Origin of the sequence: Panacagrimonas sp. (assembly GCF_965216805.1) — a bacterium.
GTDB lineage: Bacteria > Pseudomonadota > Gammaproteobacteria > Nevskiales > Nevskiaceae > Panacagrimonas.
The window spans coordinates 1,208,098-1,224,541 of sequence record NZ_CBDCGN010000003.1; the positions used below are offsets into that span (position 1 = coordinate 1,208,098).

Sequence of the window (16,444 nt, forward strand, 5' to 3'; positions counted from 1 at the left end):
GGTAACGGGATGACTGCGGTTCGTGACCGCGGTCCGGAAACGGCGCGCGCGCTGCGTGCGGCGCTGGCCGAACTGCAGATCATTTTCGACAACGTGTTCGTCGGGGTCTGCAATACCCGCGAGCGCGTGATCGTGCGCTGCAACCGCCGCTTCGAAGAGATGTTCGGCTACGAGCCCGGCGCCCTGACCGGCCAGGACGTGCTCATGCTGTATCCCTCGCGCGAGGACTACGATCGCATCGGGCGCGTCGGTTACGACCATCTGGCCAAGCACGAGACCTATTCCGACGAGCGCATGATGCGGCGTATCGACGGCGAGCTGTTCTGGTGCCAGGTCGCCGGACGCGCGCTGGATCACGATCGCCCCACCCGTGACGGCATCTGGATCTTTCAGGACATCTCCGAATCCAAACGCGCGGCCGATGCCCTGCAGCGCGCCAACGAGCGCCTGGAAAGCCGGGTGCAGGAACGTACTGCGGATCTGCGGCGCGCCTACGAGGCGCTGCGCGAGGAAATGGAGATCCGTCGCGAGACCGAAGAGGAATTGCGCGCCAGTCAGGAAAAGTATCGCGCCCTGTTCGAGAGCTTTCCCATCGGCATTTCGATTACCGACGAACAGGGTCAGGTCATCGAGATCAACCGCAAGCTGTCGCGGATCGGCTCCCTGCCGACCGTCGCACGCATCACCAGCGATCTGGAGTTGCGCTCCGTCAACGCGCAGCTGGTCCGGCCCGACGGCGAGGCCTGGAAACACGAAGACCTGCCCAGCACCCAGGCCATCGAACAGCAGCGCGTGGTGGCGGACGTGGAAGTCGGCGTGCGCTACGGCAACGGTCGTCTGCGCTGGTTCCAGGTGACCGCCGCGCCGATTCCGGTCAAGGGCTACGGCGCCATGGTCGCCTACACCGAGATCACCGAGCGCCGCCGGCTGGAGGAGCGCGAAAAAGCGCAGCAGGCCGAACTGGCGCGGGTGTCGCGTCTGAACACCATGGGCGAGATGGCCGCGGCGCTGGCTCACGAGCTTGGTCAGCCCCTGGCGGCAACACTCAATTACCTGCATGGCTGTCAATTGCGTCTGGTGGGCGGCGAGTACGACCGCGAGCTGTTCGACTCCGCCATCTCCCAGGCGATCTATCACGCCGAACAGGCCGGTGCCATCGTGCGCCACGTGCGCCAGTTCGTGCGCAAGCACGACCCCGAATCGGTACGGGTGCAACTCAACGATCTTATCGAACAGATGCTGTCGTTCCTGGAGTTCGAACGCCGACAGTCGCGGACCGTGCTGCAACTGGACCTGGCGCCGGGTCTGCCGGCGGTGTGGGTCGACCCCCTGGAAATCAAGCAGGTGCTCATCAACCTGCTCAAGAACGCGTTCGAGGCGATGTCCGATCTGCCGCCCGAGCAGCGCATCATCGAGATTTCCACCGGCCTCAAGGCCGGCCAGGTGATCGTGGGCCTGTCGGACCGTGGCCCCGGCATCTCCAAGCAGAAGCTTACGCAGATCTTCAACCCTTTCTACACCACCAAGCCGAACGGAATCGGATTGGGTCTTGCGGTATGCCGTTCCATTGTCGAGTCCCACGGTGGCCGCTTGACCGTCAACCGCAATGTCCACGGCGGCGCCGCGTTTACTTTCACGCTACCCATCCGAGAACGCTGAATGATTCAGGAACGCAACTCCGTCAAACGCGAAGAAGAACCTGCAGTCTTCGTTGTCGACGACGAGAACTCCGTCCGCACCTCGCTGCGCTGGCTCCTGGAATCCATCCGATTGCGTGTGGAGACGTTCGAGTCGGCAGAGGATTTTCTGTCCAAGGTCACCACCGATCGCGCCGGCTGTCTGGTGCTGGATGTGCGCATGCCCGGCATGAGCGGCCCGGAGCTGATGGATCGGCTCAAGGAGCTGGGCATCTCCATGCCCATCATCTTTCTGTCCGCTCACGGCGACGTGCCGCTGGCGGTGCGCACCATGAAGGGCGGCGCGCTGGATTTTCTGCAGAAGCCGTACAACAACCAGCAGTTCCTGGAGCGTGTGCGTTACGCGCTGGAGCTGGATGGCAAGAATCGCAGCCTGCGCCAGCAGCAGGGCGACACCGCGACGCGCATCGATGCCCTGAGCGGCCGCGAGCGCGAGATCCTGGACCTGGTGATCGACGGCCAGAGCAACAAGGTCATCGGCCGCGCGCTGGGCATCAGCTACAAGACCGTGGAGGCGCATCGGGCGCGGCTGATGCGCAAGATGGGCGTTGGCAACTTTGCGGAGTTGATGCAGGTGGTGCTGGCGTTTCGCGGACGTGCGGCGGGCTGAGCTGTTGGTTGGCCACGGATTTCAAGGATGAGCGCGGATCGACCCCTGGGCGATTCGAACACACCGGGACGAACGTCGAAAACGGTTGTGCTTGGACACGAAAAAGCCCGGCATTGCCGGGCTTTTTCGTGCAGCGGGAGGCGCTTCAGGCCTCTACCGTTTCGATAGCCTTGCGAATTTTCTTCATCGCGGCGGATTCGATCTGACGGATACGCTCGGCCGACACGCCGTACTCGTCGCCCAGTTCCTGCAGGCCGGCTTTTTCGCCGTCCGCAAGCCAGCGGCGCATGAGGATGTCGCGCGAGCGATGGTCCAGCGCGGTGATGGCCTGATGCATGGCCTCTTCACGCTGTTCGTGCCAGTCGGCATCCTCGATGCGGCGGATGTTGGCGTCTTCGACCGACAAATAATCTTCCGGCACGTAGCTCTCTTCGCCGTCCTCGGGCACCGCGTTGAAGGACACGTCGCCGCCGCCAAGGCGGCCCTCCATCTGCAGCACTTCTTCGGGCTTGACCTTGAGATCGCGGGCGATGGCTTCGACCTCGGCCTGCGACATCCAGCCCAGCCGCTTCTTGGACGAACGCAGGTTGAAGAACAGCTTGCGCTGCGCCTTGGTGGTGGCGATCTTCACGATGCGCCAGTTCTTGAGGACGAATTCGTGAATCTCTGCCTTGATCCAGTGCACCGCAAAGCTGATCAGACGCACGCCGACATCGGGGTCGAAGCGCTTTACCGCTTTCATCAGTCCGACGTTGCCTTCCTGGATCAGGTCGGCAAGCTGCAGGCCGTAGCCCATGTATCCTCGTGCGATGTGCACGACGAAGCGCAGATTGGACAACACCAGTTCCTGCGCAGCCGACAGGTCGCCATCGTCGCGAAGGCGACGCGCAAGCTGTTGTTCGGCCTCCGGCGCCAGCACCGGGATTTGGCCGACCGATTGAATGTACGCATCCAGGCTACCGGTCAGCGGGACCGGAAAGGCCGCCTGACGCAGTGCAATTGCCGTTGACGCACCCATTTGAACCTCCCTTGGAGACGGTGTACGGGCTCGACGCCCAATGTTAGCAGTCGGCCGGTTTGAGTGCTAAGAATAGGCGGAGTTCCACGCGGCTGCTGGTAAAAATTTTAAAGTGGTCAATAGCATGAGCTAATGCCGAGGCGGGTTGTTCCGCCTCGCCTGAAGGGTAAGCAACCGGTATGCCAGTCGCACCGCCGCGGAGATCGGCCGTCGCTCCCCATCCCCCATGACCACACCTGAGCCGCCGCAGTGGAGCCTGTCCATTGTCAGCCACGGGCATTGGCCGCGTGTGCTGGACCTGCTGAGCGACTGCGCACGGCTGCTGGACCCGTCGCGGCACGAGATGGTGCTGACCCTGGACGTGCCCGAATCGGTGGACGCGGCGGGGCTGCCCTGGCAGGGGCCCCTGCGCTTGATCCGCAACCAGCGTTCGCAAAGTTTCGGCGCCAATCACAATGCCGCGCTGGCCGCTGCGCGTGGTCGCTACGTGGCGCTGCTGGATCCCGACCTGCGGCTGTCGTCCGATCCCTTCCCGCGGCTTGCGTCCGCGCTGGAGGCCGCCGACGTCGGGGTGGTGGCTACCCGAGTGCGCGAGCCGGACGGCTGCGTGGCCGACCACGCCCGCCCCCTGCCCACGCCGCGCCGGCTGCTGGCCCGCCATGTCGGCGGCGCGCGCGCTAGCTACTCGCCGGAGCTGTCGACGGCGTTGGATGTCGACTGGGTCGCCGGCCTGTTCATGGGGTTGCGGCGGACCACCTGGCAACAGCTCGGTGGATTCGATCCGCGCTATCGCCTGTACTGCGAGGACGTCGATCTGTGCCTGCGCGCGTGGAACGCGTCGCTGCGCGTGCAGGTGGTGCCGGGCGAATGGGTGCTGCATCCGCCGCGTCGCCGCACGCTGCGTAGTTCGCAGCATTTCTATCGGCACTGCGCAAGTCTGTTGCGGCTATGGCGCAGCGCCGCGTATCGCGAGTTCCGCCACCGTCACGCTTCTTCCTAGCCCGCATTTCTCACGGGTGGATCGAGCGATGGCCGTAGGTCGAGGACGTGCAGGGCCCCACAGACAGGCCAAACGCGCCGGAAAATCTTCCGACACCCTGTTCGCGAACCGACACTGGAGCAATGATGTGCCCTCGGGAAACAGCAAGGGATTCTCCGGCGACCCGTGAGAAATGCGGGCTAGAGGGATCGCGTCATGACACCAACGGATTTCGAGTCGCGTCTGCGTGCGCCGTCGCTGCGTTTGCTCGCTGGCGAGTTGTGCGCGCCGCTGGATGCGCTGCGCTTTGCAGCGCAGTGGCCGGCGTTGAACCGCTTACCCAGAGGCGATGGTCACGCGGTTCTGATCCTGCCCGGATTCGGCGCCGGTGCGTGGTCGTTACGACCGCTGCGCACGGCCTTGCGCCGGCTGGGTTACGCCGCCGACGATTGGGGCTACGGACGCAACCTGGGCATGCGTTCGCACATCAAGCAGGGACTCACGCAGCAGCTGCAGATATTGTTCGAGCGCTCGGGCGGCAAGGTGAGTCTGATCGGTTGGAGCCTGGGCGGCGTGTTCGCACGCGAGCTGGCGCGCGCCCATCCGCAGTGGGTGCGCTGCGTGATGACGCTGGGCAGTCCCATCAACGGTGATCCCGAGGCCAACAACATGGCGCCGCTGTTTCGCCTCGCCAACCGTGGCCGCAGCGCTCGCGTTGATCGCGCGGGGTTCGAGCGCCGCAAGCTGGCGCCGTCGGTGCCGTGCATCGCGATCTACACGCGCAGCGACGGCATCGTGGCATGGCAGGCCAGTTGTGAAGACGCCGCCGCCAACACCGAGAACGTGGAAGTGCGCGGGACGCATCTCGGTCTTGCGTTCAATCACGAGGTGCTGCGCGTGATCGCGCATCGTTTGAGCACCGCTGCGGGCTGATATGCGATGAACTTTCCGACAGACGGCAAAAAAATGCGCCCGAGCTATTGACACAATATCTTGTGTTTTATTTTATCGCAGTACACCATAGAGCGTGGTTGGTTGCCGTCGGCGGTGGGCGTCGTCGGGTCTGACCGCTTTGACTTACTGCAAGGAGGCTCTCATGCCTGTAGCAAAGAAGAAGCCGGCCGCGAAGAAAGCGACCGCGAAGAAAGCCCCCGCCAAGAAGGCGGTGAAGAAGGCGGCAAAGAAAGCGGTGAAAAAGGTTGCCAAGAAGGCCACCGCCGCCAAGAAGGCGGTCAAGAAGGCCGTGAAGAAAGTGGCAAAGAAGGCTGCCAAGAAGGCGCCTGCGAAGAAAGCTTGATCGTTGTCGATTGCAGGTTCACGCGGCGGATTTTCCGCCGCGTTTTTTTTGCGCGTCATCCGACGGTAGCACTCAGGCCGCGTGCTGCGCCGTCCACGCCGGGCTGAAGAAGGCGTCCACCCATTCGAGTTGCTGCTGCGCACATTCGACGCGGGCAATGCGGCTCCAGAACGCCTCGGCGTCGTCACGGCTCTGGCAGTACCACTGGATGTGCTTGCGCGCCACGCGCACGCCGCGGGCCTCGCCATAGAGCGCGTGCAGTTCGCGCAGATGAGCGAGCAGGGTGAGGCGAACCTCCTCGCGTGCCGGTGCAGGGGCGTCGATGCCGGTCTCCAGGAACTGGCGGATCGCACCGAAGATCCACGGATTGCCCAAGGCCGCACGGCCGATCATCACGCCGTCGGCGCCGGTATGCTCCAGCACGCGGCGCGCCTTGGGTCCGCTGTCGATATCGCCGTTGACGATGACCGGGATGCGCACCGCCTGCTTGACCGCTGCAACGGTGTCGTACTCCGCTTCGCCGTCGAAGCGGTCGGCGCGCGTGCGGCCGTGCACCGTCAACGCGCGGACGCCGCAGTCCTGCGCGATGCGCGCGATGCGCACCGCGTTGCGTTCGGTCGCCGACCATCCGGTACGGATCTTCAGCGTCACCGGCACGTCCACCGCCGCCACCACCGCGTCGAGGATGCGACCGACCAGGGGCTCGTCGCGCAGCAATGCCGAACCGGCGTCGACACGGCAGACTTTCTTGGCCGGACAACCCATGTTGATGTCGACGATCTGCGCGCCGTGCTCGACATTGAGTCGCGCGGACTGCGCCATCCGCTGCGGGTCGTAGCCGGCGATCTGCACCGCGATCGGCACGCTCTCGCAATCGTGCTCCCGGCGCAGCCGGGATTTTTCCGTGTGCCACAGGCTGGGGTCGGAGCTGGTCATCTCCGCCACCGTGAGACCGGCGCCGAGCCGGCGGCTCAGGCTGCGAAAGGCGCGGTCGGTCACGCCCGCCATCGGGGCCAGGACCAGGGGCGGGTCGACGGTGTAGGGGCCGATATCCATCCAGGTAGTGTGACTCAACACCGGCGGCGAAAATCGTCGGCGCGTTTCGCCGGGTGCGACACCGGTGCTAGATTGCCGCGTCGCCCGCCGTGCTTTCGGACCTCACATGATCGCCCGCAACGCCCTGATCATCGACGACTCCAAGTCGGCCCGATTCGCGCTGCGCCGCTACCTGGAGGGCTATCGCTACCAGGTCGAAGCGGTGGAGACGGCAGACGAGGGGTATCGGGCTATCGAATTGCAGCTGCCGGGCGTGCTGTTTCTGGACCACGTCATGCCCGGCGTCGACGGCTTCGAGGTGTTGCAGACGCTACGTCGCAACGGCCCGACCGCCGGCCTGCCGGTGGTGATCTGCTCCTCCAACGAGGGCCCCGAGTTCAACCAACAGGCGCGCGCCCACGGCGCCAATGCGGTGCTGCAGAAGCCGCCCAACCCCGAGCAGTTGCACCGCATCCTGGACGCACTGGAGCGCGGAGAAAATCCCATGGACGTGTCTGCCGGCGTGGCGGCCGTGTCCGGCGACGCCCTTGCCCTGAGCCTGAATCCCGTGGATCAATCCCTGCAGCCGCACACCGTATCTTCTGCTCCCTCCGGAACCGCGATGACCGCCTCGCGCGACGGTACCAGTCTGGCGCTCAAGTCCGGCGACGAGGCCCTGCGCGAACAACTCGACAGCCGGCTCCGGAAAGTGTCGCAGGGGCTGTTGGTGCAATTTGCCGAGATCAAGGCCACCGTCGCGCACCTGGCCAACCAGCAGGCACGTCTGGCCGAGCAACCTGCGGGCGTGCGCAACGAACTCAGGACCGGGCTGGAAGAAACCAACCAGGCGCTGCGTCTGGTGACGTCGCGCATCGAAGGCATCGAACGCGAAGTGTTCTCGCAGCTCACCGCGATGCGTACGCACCTGGATGCCAACCTCAAGACCCAGAACGATCGTCTGACCGAGATGGTGCAGTTCGCGCGTCAGACCGCCGCCGAGGAGGCTCAGGTGGTGGCGGAACGTACGGTGATGACCGCGGCGCTGCGCATCTCCGATCAGCTCGCCGACGCTATTCTCGGCGCGGTCGGGCGCAAGTGATCGCGCTTGCAGTGGCGCGTCGTTGCGGCGCGCTCAGTTGCGCAGCGCGCTCCAGCTCAACCAAGCCCAGCCAGCCAGGAACAGCAGCCCGCCGATCGGAGTGATCGCGCCCAGCCAGCGCGTCCCGGTCAGTGCAAGCACGTACAGGCTGCCGGAGAACACCAACACCCCCGCCAGAAAACAGGCGGCGACGATGTCCAGACCCGCCAGCTTCGTCTGACGCGCCAGCAGCCCGACCAGCACCAGCGCCAGCGCGTGGTAGAAGTGGTATTCGTTCGCGGTCTTCCAGATCGTCAGCAGTTCGGGCGTCAGCCGTGTCTTCAGCGCATGCGCACCGAAGGCGCCGAACATGACGGCCAGAAAACCCAGGGCCGCGCCGATGCCCAGTGCAGCGTGAGCCAGTGGGATCATGGCGTTCTTCAGACCTGCTCGATCACGTTGAACTGGATGCCCGCGGCCTGCAGCCGTTCGATCAGCTTGTTGCCCATCGCCGAGGTCGGCGTCAGGACGCCGGATTTCTTCGGCAGCCGGTCGCGGGCCAGGCACAGCGCACTCTCGGCCAGCATCTTGGAGGTCTCGCCATAACCGGGGTCGCCGCCGCTGACCTCGGTGATCACGCGGCGGCCGCCGCCGCGGCCGATGAAGCGAACGCGGAACCAGGCCTTGGCGCGTGCGTCCTCGTCCGGCCCTTCGCCGGGATCGCGCAGCCGCAGCAGGCGCTCGCGGGTGAGCTTGAACTGCGCGCCCACAAACGCCGCGCTCACACCACCGAGCAGCGCGATGACGGTGCTCAGCTTCTTGACCTGGATGTAATGGCCGTAGCGGAACTCGGGCCCATAGCGGTCGTCGGCCGCTGCCGAGCGCCTGACCATCTGCGGATCGATGCTGGGAAAGGGCACCACCCAGGTCTTCAGCAGCTTGTGATAACGGATGCGCTGCTGCGTGCTGCCGATCTTGCGGTCCACCGGCCAGCCCTCGCGCGTGCGCCGTTCGCGCGCCACGCCGGCGTACTCGCGGAAGCGCGAGAACGCGGCGATCGCCGAGTGCCAGGTGCCGCCCGATACGGTGCCGCCGGCGCGCACGAAGCCTTCCACTGTCAGCGGGACGTCTTCGGGCAACTGCTGTACGGTGAACCAGGCACCGAGATCGTGCGGGATCGAGTCGAATCCGCAGGAATGCACGATGCGCGCGCCGCTGGACTGAGCCTGATCGTGATACGCCAGCCACATGCGATCGACGAACTCCGGTTCGCCGGTGAGATCGACGTAATCGGTGCCGGCCTCCGCGCAGGCCGCGACCAATGCCTCGCCATAGCGGATGTAAGGGCCGACCGTGGTGATGACCACCTTGGTCGAACGCGCCACCGTGCGCAGCGAATCGGCGTCGCCGGCATCGGCCTGCAACAGCGGCAATTCGGCGAGTTCGGGATGGCTTTGTGCCAGCGAGGCACGCACCGCCTGCAGTTTGGACAGACTGCGCCCGGCCAGCGCCCAACGCAGGCCGTCGCCGCCCTGCTCGGCCAGGTATTGCGCGGTCAGCTGTCCGGTGAAACCGGTCGCGCCGAACAGCACGATCTCGTATTCGAACTTGCGCCTGCCGGCCATGTGGATGCCCCGTGTCGGTGAAGTTTCGTGTCGCAGGCCGAGCAGTGTCGCACAGGCTTGTGTTCGATCTGCGGCGTGCACACGGCGTCGCGTATGGCCGCCAGCGGCAAGCCGCCTTCGGGCCGCGGCTAGCCCGCATTTCTCACAGGTCGCCGGAGAATCCATTGCCAACTCCCGTTATCGCGGGGTTCTTCGATGTTGCGTCGGAAACAGACTGTCGGAGGATTCTCCGTCTGGATCGGCGCTGGCCTGTCTGCGGCGTACATTGCTTGGGACTCACTCACCCCATAGAACCACTATGGGGTTCGCTCCGTCCCGGCGCACTGCACGTCCTCGACATACGGCCATCGCTCGATCCCCCTGTGAGAAATGCGGGCTAGGCTCGCCTTCTGCGTGCCTTGCCGGGTGCGGCCGGCACCTCCTGGCGACCCGACACCGCTTGCAGGCAGAAGCGGCTGATGGTGCGAATGACCTCGCCGCGGTCCTGCCGGCTGCCGCGAGCGTGGCCGATGGGTCCGATCAGGGCTTCGGTGAACGCCCCGACGATGCAGGCGGCGGCGACATCGGCGTTCTGCGGCGGAAACTCGCCGCTGGCGATGCCTTGGTGCAGCACGGTCTCGAACACGTCGCCGAACGCGCGGCGTGCGCGGATGCGTTCGGCATCCACTTCCTGATCGGCGGGCTCTGCAATGAAGGCATACGCCAGGAAGGGTCCGTCGAACGCGCGCCCGGCAAACGATTCCACCGCGCGCTGCAGCCTTTGCGCCGCGCTGCCCGGCGCCTGTACCAGCGCGCGCAGGATGTCGATCTCATGGCGGACCGCTTCGCCCAGCACTTCCACGAACAGCTCGGCCTTGGACGGGAAATAGCGGTAGATCGAGCCCGTGGACAGGCCTGCATCGGTGGCCACCGCGGCGATCTGGGCGGCACGAAAGCCGCCCTCGGACACCAGCTTGCGCGCCGATAGCAGGATGCGCTGACGGTTGTCCGCCAAGCGTTCCTGCATCAGACGCGAGCGCTGGTATCGCATGAAGTGAACCGAAAATATCAAAATGAATATGAATTCACTTTAGCCTGAAGCGACGTTAGACTGGAAGGGGTCGCACTGTGCGAAAGCCGTCCGCATCCAGCCATGGCGGGGCTGGATACCCGGACAGGATTTTCCGGATCGACCTGAACAACGAACTGGCTGCGGGGCACAGCCCGCGGCCTCAACAGGACCACACATGGACATGAAGAGCCTCAACCTCGACCTGGGATCCGACGTCGATCAGTTGCGCGATGCCGTGCGCCAGTTTGCCGAGCACGAGATCGCGCCGCTGGCCGCGCAGACCGACCGCGACAACCAGTTTCCCATGCCGCTGTGGCGCAAGCTGGGCGATCTGGGCCTGCTGGGCCTGACGGTGGAAGAGGAGTACGGCGGCACCAACATGGGGTATCTGGCCCACGTGGTCGCGATGGAAGAGGTCTCGCGCGCGTCGGGCTCCATCGGCCTGTCCTATGGTGCGCACTCCAACCTGTGCGTGAACCAGTTGCGCAAGAACGGCAGCGAGGCCCAGAAGCGCAAGTACCTGCCCAGGCTGATCAGCGGCGAGCACGTCGGCGCGCTGGCGATGTCCGAGCCCGGTGCCGGGTCCGACGTGGTGAGCATGAAGCTGCGCGCCGAAAGAATCGGCGACCGCTACGTGCTCAACGGCAGCAAGATGTGGATCACCAACGGCCCCGACGCCGACACTCTGATCGTCTACGCCAAGAGCGATGCCGGTGCCGGCCCGCGCGGCATCACCGCCTTCATCATCGAAAAAGGCTACAAGGGTTTCTCCACCGCGCAGAAGCTGGACAAGCTCGGCATGCGTGGCTCCAACACCTGCGAACTGGTCTTCCAGGATTGCGAAGTGCCGGTGGAGAATGTGCTCGGCACCGAGGGCCGCGGCGTCAACGTGCTGATGTCGGGGCTGGACTTCGAACGTGTCGTGCTGTCGGGCGGACCGCTGGGGCTGATGCAGGCCTGCCTGGACGTGGTGGTGCCCTATGTCCACGAGCGCAAGCAGTTCGGCCAGAGCATCGGCCAGTTCCAGCTGATGCAGGGCAAGCTGGCCGACATGTACGTGGGCCTGTCGGTGTGCCGGGCCTACGTCTACGCGGTCGCCAAGGCCTGTGATCGAGGCGAGACCACGCGCAAGGATGCCGCTGGCGCCATTCTGTACTCGGCGGAGAAAGCCACGTGGATGGCGGGGCAGGCGATTCAGGCGCTCGGTGGCAATGGCTATATCAACGACTACGACACCGGCCGCCTGTGGCGCGACGCCAAGCTCTATGAAATCGGGGCCGGTACTTCCGAGATCCGGCGCATGCTGATCGGCCGCGAGTTGTTCGACGAAACGGTTTGAAGTTTTCTGCCGCGGATGAACACGGAGCACCACGGATGAAAATGGACAGGCGAGATTGCAGCGCCGCGATCTGTGTGTATCCGTGAAATCCGTGGCCAATATTTCTTGAAGGGACAGTCATCGCTCCATGCCAGCCATCAAATCCAAACTCAACCCGCGCTCGCCGGAGTTCGCCGCCAACCGCGAGCTGATGGTGAAACTGGTCGACGAACTGCGTACCAGAACTGCGCGCACGGCGCTCGGTGGGTCCGAGGCGGCGCGCGCCAAGCACATCGCGCGCGACAAGCTGCTGGTACGGGATCGGGTCAACCTTCTGCTCGATCCAGGCTCGGCCTTGCTGGAACTGTCGGCGCTGGCCGCCAACGGCATGTATGGCGACGAGGTGCCGAGCGCCGGCATGCTCACCGGCATCGGCCGTGTTTCCGGGCGCGAGTGCCTGATCGTCGCCAACGATGCCACGGTCAAGGGCGGCACCTACTACCCGATGACGGTCAAGAAGCATCTGCGTGCGCAGGAGATCGCACGGGAAAACCAGCTTCCCTGCGTGTATCTGGTGGATTCCGGCGGCGCCTTCCTGCCGCTGCAGGACGAGGTGTTTCCCGACCGCGATCACTTCGGTCGCATCTTCTACAACCAGGCCAATCTCTCCAGCCTCGGCATTCCGCAGATCGCCTGCGTGATGGGCTCCTGCACCGCCGGCGGCGCCTACGTACCGGCGATGTCCGACGAGACCGTCATCGTCAAGGAGCAGGGCACGATCTTTCTCGGCGGCCCGCCCCTGGTGAAGGCCGCGACCGGCGAGGTGGTCAGCGCCGAGGATCTGGGCGGCGCCGACGTCCACACCCGCCTGTCCGGTGTGGCCGACCACTTTGCCGAAAACGATCAGCATGCGCTGGCCGTCGTGCGACGCATCGTCTCCAAGCTCAACCGCGTCAAGAATCCGAACGTCGCGCTGCAGGCGCCCGAAGAACCGCTGTACGACCCCGAGGAACTGTACGGGGTGATTCCGTCGGACACGCGCAAGCCCTTCGACGTGCGCGAAGTCATCGCTCGCGTCGTCGACGGCAGCCGGCTGGACGAGTTCAAGACCCGTTACGGCACCACCCTGGTCACCGGATTTGCCCATCTGCACGGCATGCCGATCGGCGTGGTCGGCAACAACGGCATTCTCTACTCGGAGTCGGCGCAAAAGGGTGCGCACTTCATCGAGCTATGCGCGCAGCGCGGCATTCCGCTGTTGTTCCTGCAGAACATCAGCGGCTTCATGGTGGGCCGCAAATACGAAAGCGGTGGCATCGCCAAGGACGGCGCCAAGCTCGTCACCGCCGTCGCCACCGCGCAGGTGCCCAAGATCACCATGGTGATCGGCGGGTCCTTCGGCGCTGGCAACTACGGGATGTGCGGACGCGCCTACTCGCCGCGTTTCATGTGGACGTGGCCCAATGCGCGCATCTCGGTGATGGGTGGCGAGCAGGCCGCCAGCGTGCTCGCCACCGTGCGCCGCGACGCCCTCGAAGCCCAGGGCAAGGTCTGGAGCCCCGACGAGGAAGCCGCGTTCAAGGCCCCCACGCTGGAGCTGTTCGAACGCCAGTCCAATCCCTACTACGCCACCGCCCGCATTTGGGACGACGGCATCGTCGACCCCGCGCAGACCCGCCGCACCCTGGCGCTGGGTTTCGCCGCGACGCTCAACGCCCCGGTACGCGAGACCCGGTTTGGCGTGTTCCGGATGTAAGCGCATGAGCCACCCGGCGAGGTTGAATTGCCCGAAGGGCAAGAGGGTGCGAAGTGCCGGGATCGACGGCAGGGCCAATGCCTTCTCTCAGAGAAACGCTGCGATTGCTAAACAGCTGCGAACACGAGCCGAAAGAAATGTTCACCAAAATCCTGATTGCCAATCGCGGCGAGATTGCCTGCCGCATCATCTCCACCTGCCGTCGTCTGGGGATCCGCACGGTCGCGGTGTACTCCGAGGCCGATGCCGGCGCGCGTCACGTGCGCATGGCCGACGAGGCCTATTGCCTGGGTCCGGCGCCCTCGCGGGAAAGCTATCTGGTCGCCGAACGCGTTCTTGCCGCGGCGCAACGCAGCGGTGCGCAGGCGGTGCATCCCGGTTACGGATTCATGTCCGAGAACGAGGGCTTCGCGCAAGCCTGCGCGGCCGCCGGCATCGTCTTCATCGGCCCGCCGGTGGAGGCGATTCGCGCCATGGGGTCCAAGTCCGCTGCCAAGGCGCTGATGGAGAAGGCCGGTGTGCCGCTGGTGCCCGGCTACCACGGCGACGATCAGAACCCCGCACTGCTGCAGCAGCAGGCTGATCGCATCGGCTACCCCGTGCTGATCAAGGCCTCTGCGGGGGGCGGCGGCAAGGGCATGCGGGTGGTGGAGAAGGCCGGGGACTTCGCCGCGAGTCTGGCTTCCTGCCAGCGCGAGGCGCGTTCGAGCTTCGGCGATGACAAGGTGCTGGTGGAAAAGTATCTGGTGCGACCGCGCCACATCGAGATCCAGGTCTTTGCCGACGCCCAGGGCCAGACCCTGAGCCTGTACGAACGCGATTGCTCGGCGCAGCGGCGCCATCAGAAGGTGGTGGAAGAGGCTCCCGCCCCCGGCATGAGTGCGGAGCGCCGTGCGGCGATGGGGCAGGCCGCCTGCGACGCTGCGCGCGCGGTGGGCTATGTCGGCGCCGGAACGGTGGAGTTCATCGCCGATGCCGGCGGCGACTTCTTCTTCATGGAGATGAACACGCGTCTGCAGGTGGAGCATCCGGTCACCGAGATGATCACCGGCCTCGACCTCGTGGAATGGCAGATCCGCGTCGCCGCGGGGCAGCCCCTGCCGCTGAGTCAGGAACAGGTGCCGTTGCGCGGGCACGCGATCGAAGTGCGCATCTATGCCGAGGAGCCCGACAAGGGTTTCCTGCCCTCCATCGGCACGCTGCGGCACTTTGCGCCGCCGCCGGCCTCGTGCCACGTGCGGGTGGACAGCGGCGTGGAGCAGGGCGATACGGTCAGCCCGCACTACGATCCGATGCTGGCCAAGCTCATCGTGTGGGACGAGGATCGCGAGCGTGCCTGCCAGCGCATGCTGCAGGCGCTGGGTGATTTTCGCGTGGTCGGGGTGGGCAACAACGTCGAGTTTCTTGCGCGTCTGGTCGGTAGCGCGCCGTTTCGTGCCGGCGAGGTCGACACCGGTCTGATCGAGCGCGAGCGCGAGCTGTTGTTTCCGCCGCCCGCACCGGTTCCTCGGGCGGCGCTGGCGGTCGCCGCGCTCGCGGTCACGCAGCGCAGCACCCACGACGAGCGTGCGGTCACGCGGGAGCCGGCATCGCCCTGGGCCATCGCCGATGGTTGGCGGCTGAACGCCACGCTGGCGCGCAGCCTGGAGTTTCAGGTCGGGGAGATGCAGCAGACGGTGACGGTCGAGCACCTCGGCGCCGGCCAGCTGCGCGTCGACGGACAGCTCGCAACAGGTCGTGTGCAAGCCGACGGCGCGGTCGATCTGCACCTGGGCGGCGAACATCTGCGCGCTTGGTGCGTGGAACACCAGGAAAGCCTGCACCTCTTTGTGGAGGGTCGCCGCCACGTGCTGCGACACCTGGATCCGCTGCTGCATGCGGGCGAGGCAGACGAAGCGGTCGGCGGTCTACAGGCGCCGATGCCGGGCAAGGTAATCGCGCTGGTCGCCGCGGCCGGAGCTGCGGTCGAGAAGGGCGCGCCGTTGCTGGTGATGGAGGCCATGAAGATGGAACACACCATCTGCGCACCGGCTGCCGGGCAGGTCAAGGCATTCTGTTTCGGCGTGGGCGACCAGGTTGCCGAGGGGGCCGCGCTGGTGGAGTTCGAGCGCGGCACCTGAGCGTCGTGTATCGCAGAAGCGTGTTGCAGATGCGGACCTCAGGGCGCAGACCGTGTCGAGCGGGGCGGCGACGATTCCGTTCCAATTGCGAGTCGTTTGCATTTAAGCGCCGGCGTTGTGCACTATTGCGACCCTTTTGCGACCGTGACCGAAACCGCGTCGACCCGCGCACAGTGTTTGCGTGCCGGAACGGATCGCGCTCGCGCCTGAACGCTCTTCGATGAATTTCAGTTCCGAACCCGGCCAGAATCTGCACCGCCTGATCGGTCTGGTTGTGGTCGTGCTGTTGCACCTGCTGTTGATCTGGGGACTCCTGACCGGGCTGGCTCGGCAGGTGGTGGAGCTCATCCCGTCGCCGATCGAGACCAAGATCATCGAGGACATCCGGCCGCCGCCGCCGGAGCCGCCGCCGCCGGAGCCCGACCTGACCCCGCCGCCGCCGCCCTTCATCCCGCCGCCGGACATCGTCATCGCGCCGCCGCCGAAACCGCCGCGCGCTATCACCCAGATTGCCAAGGAGCCGCCGCCCAAACCACCGGCACCGCCGGCGCCGCCGCGCAAGGTCGTGCGCGTACCTGCCCGTATCGATTTCGAAGGCAGCTCCCGCGCCTGTCGCGAGCCCAATTATCCGTCGGCCTCCGAACGTCTGGGCGAGCAGGGCACCAGCGGCATCAGCCTGCTGATCGGCGCCGATGGCAAGGTCAAGGAAACCCGGGTCGATGAATCCAGCGGCTACAAGCGCCTGGATGCCGCCGCCTTGCGCGCCTTCGGCGCCTGCCGATTCATCGTCGGCACCGTCGACGGGGTGCCAGCACCGACCTGGTTCGCGGTCCGCTACCAGTGGGTCATTCCCGACTGAT

The 16,444-nt window shown here is 65.6% G+C and carries 15 protein-coding genes; 10 read left to right on the top strand and 5 right to left on the bottom strand.

The window, feature by feature from the left end; genetic code table 11:
• Window positions 1-9 precede the first annotated feature (9 nt).
• Entirely contained in the window at window positions 10-1,659 is a 1,650-nt protein-coding gene (locus ACOOHP_RS18500; protein WP_420467955.1) for a PAS domain S-box protein, read from the top strand.
• Window positions 1,660-2,307, top strand: a complete 648-nt coding sequence (locus tag ACOOHP_RS18505; RefSeq protein ID WP_420467956.1) for a response regulator transcription factor — start codon at window positions 1,660-1,662, stop codon at window positions 2,305-2,307.
• A 145-nt stretch (window positions 2,308-2,452) separates the two neighbouring features.
• Here the strand turns inward: ACOOHP_RS18505 and rpoH are convergent, their stop codons facing one another.
• Window positions 2,453-3,325: an RNA polymerase sigma factor RpoH gene (gene rpoH, locus ACOOHP_RS18510; RefSeq protein ID WP_420467957.1), complete on the bottom strand. Its 873-nt coding sequence runs from the start codon at window positions 3,323-3,325 to the stop codon at window positions 2,453-2,455.
• 226 nt (window positions 3,326-3,551) lie between these two features.
• Between rpoH and ACOOHP_RS18515 the strand changes: the two genes are divergently transcribed.
• The 3 genes from ACOOHP_RS18515 (at window position 3,552) to ACOOHP_RS18525 (ending at window position 5,601) form a co-directional block, all read left to right on the top strand.
• Window positions 3,552-4,325, top strand: a complete 774-nt coding sequence (locus ACOOHP_RS18515; protein WP_420467958.1) for a glycosyltransferase — start codon at window positions 3,552-3,554, stop codon at window positions 4,323-4,325.
• A gap of 195 nt (window positions 4,326-4,520) precedes the next feature.
• Entirely contained in the window at window positions 4,521-5,237 is a 717-nt protein-coding gene (locus ACOOHP_RS18520; RefSeq protein ID WP_420467959.1) for an esterase/lipase family protein, read from the top strand.
• A gap of 163 nt (window positions 5,238-5,400) precedes the next feature.
• Window positions 5,401-5,601: a hypothetical protein gene (locus ACOOHP_RS18525; protein ID WP_420467960.1), complete on the top strand. Its 201-nt coding sequence runs from the start codon at window positions 5,401-5,403 to the stop codon at window positions 5,599-5,601.
• Window positions 5,602-5,673: 72 nt separating this feature from the next.
• Here ACOOHP_RS18525 and dusB read toward each other — a convergent pair whose 3' ends face one another.
• Window positions 5,674-6,657: a tRNA dihydrouridine synthase DusB gene (dusB, locus tag ACOOHP_RS18530; RefSeq protein ID WP_420468742.1), complete on the bottom strand. Its 984-nt coding sequence runs from the start codon at window positions 6,655-6,657 to the stop codon at window positions 5,674-5,676.
• A gap of 106 nt (window positions 6,658-6,763) precedes the next feature.
• On the opposite strand from dusB, the gene ACOOHP_RS18535 reads away from it, so the two are divergent.
• On the top strand, window positions 6,764-7,735 hold the full coding sequence (locus ACOOHP_RS18535; RefSeq protein WP_420467961.1) for a response regulator: 972 nt from the start codon (window positions 6,764-6,766) through the stop codon (window positions 7,733-7,735).
• Window positions 7,736-7,768: 33 nt separating this feature from the next.
• Here ACOOHP_RS18535 and ACOOHP_RS18540 read toward each other — a convergent pair whose 3' ends face one another.
• The 3 genes from ACOOHP_RS18540 to ACOOHP_RS18550 form a co-directional block, all read right to left on the bottom strand.
• Complete coding sequence (locus tag ACOOHP_RS18540) at window positions 7,769-8,146, bottom strand: DUF423 domain-containing protein (RefSeq protein ID WP_420467962.1); 378 nt, start codon at window positions 8,144-8,146, stop codon at window positions 7,769-7,771.
• An 8-nt stretch (window positions 8,147-8,154) separates the two neighbouring features.
• Window positions 8,155-9,339, bottom strand: a complete 1,185-nt coding sequence (locus tag ACOOHP_RS18545) for a saccharopine dehydrogenase family protein (RefSeq protein WP_420467963.1) — start codon at window positions 9,337-9,339, stop codon at window positions 8,155-8,157.
• 376 nt (window positions 9,340-9,715) lie between these two features.
• A complete protein-coding gene (locus ACOOHP_RS18550; protein ID WP_420467964.1) occupies window positions 9,716-10,369 on the bottom strand; it encodes a TetR/AcrR family transcriptional regulator in 654 nt (217 codons plus the stop codon).
• Window positions 10,370-10,565: 196 nt separating this feature from the next.
• On the opposite strand from ACOOHP_RS18550, the gene ACOOHP_RS18555 reads away from it, so the two are divergent.
• From ACOOHP_RS18555 to ACOOHP_RS18570, 4 genes are all read left to right on the top strand, one after another.
• Complete coding sequence (locus ACOOHP_RS18555; RefSeq protein ID WP_420467965.1) at window positions 10,566-11,729, top strand: isovaleryl-CoA dehydrogenase; 1,164 nt, start codon at window positions 10,566-10,568, stop codon at window positions 11,727-11,729.
• 127 nt (window positions 11,730-11,856) lie between these two features.
• On the top strand, window positions 11,857-13,464 hold the full coding sequence (locus tag ACOOHP_RS18560; protein WP_420467966.1) for a carboxyl transferase domain-containing protein: 1,608 nt from the start codon (window positions 11,857-11,859) through the stop codon (window positions 13,462-13,464).
• Window positions 13,465-13,601: 137 nt separating this feature from the next.
• Window positions 13,602-15,584: an acetyl/propionyl/methylcrotonyl-CoA carboxylase subunit alpha gene (locus tag ACOOHP_RS18565; protein ID WP_420467967.1), complete on the top strand. Its 1,983-nt coding sequence runs from the start codon at window positions 13,602-13,604 to the stop codon at window positions 15,582-15,584.
• A 220-nt stretch (window positions 15,585-15,804) separates the two neighbouring features.
• Entirely contained in the window at window positions 15,805-16,443 is a 639-nt protein-coding gene (locus ACOOHP_RS18570; protein ID WP_420467968.1) for an energy transducer TonB, read from the top strand.
• Window position 16,444: the final 1 nt, after the last annotated feature.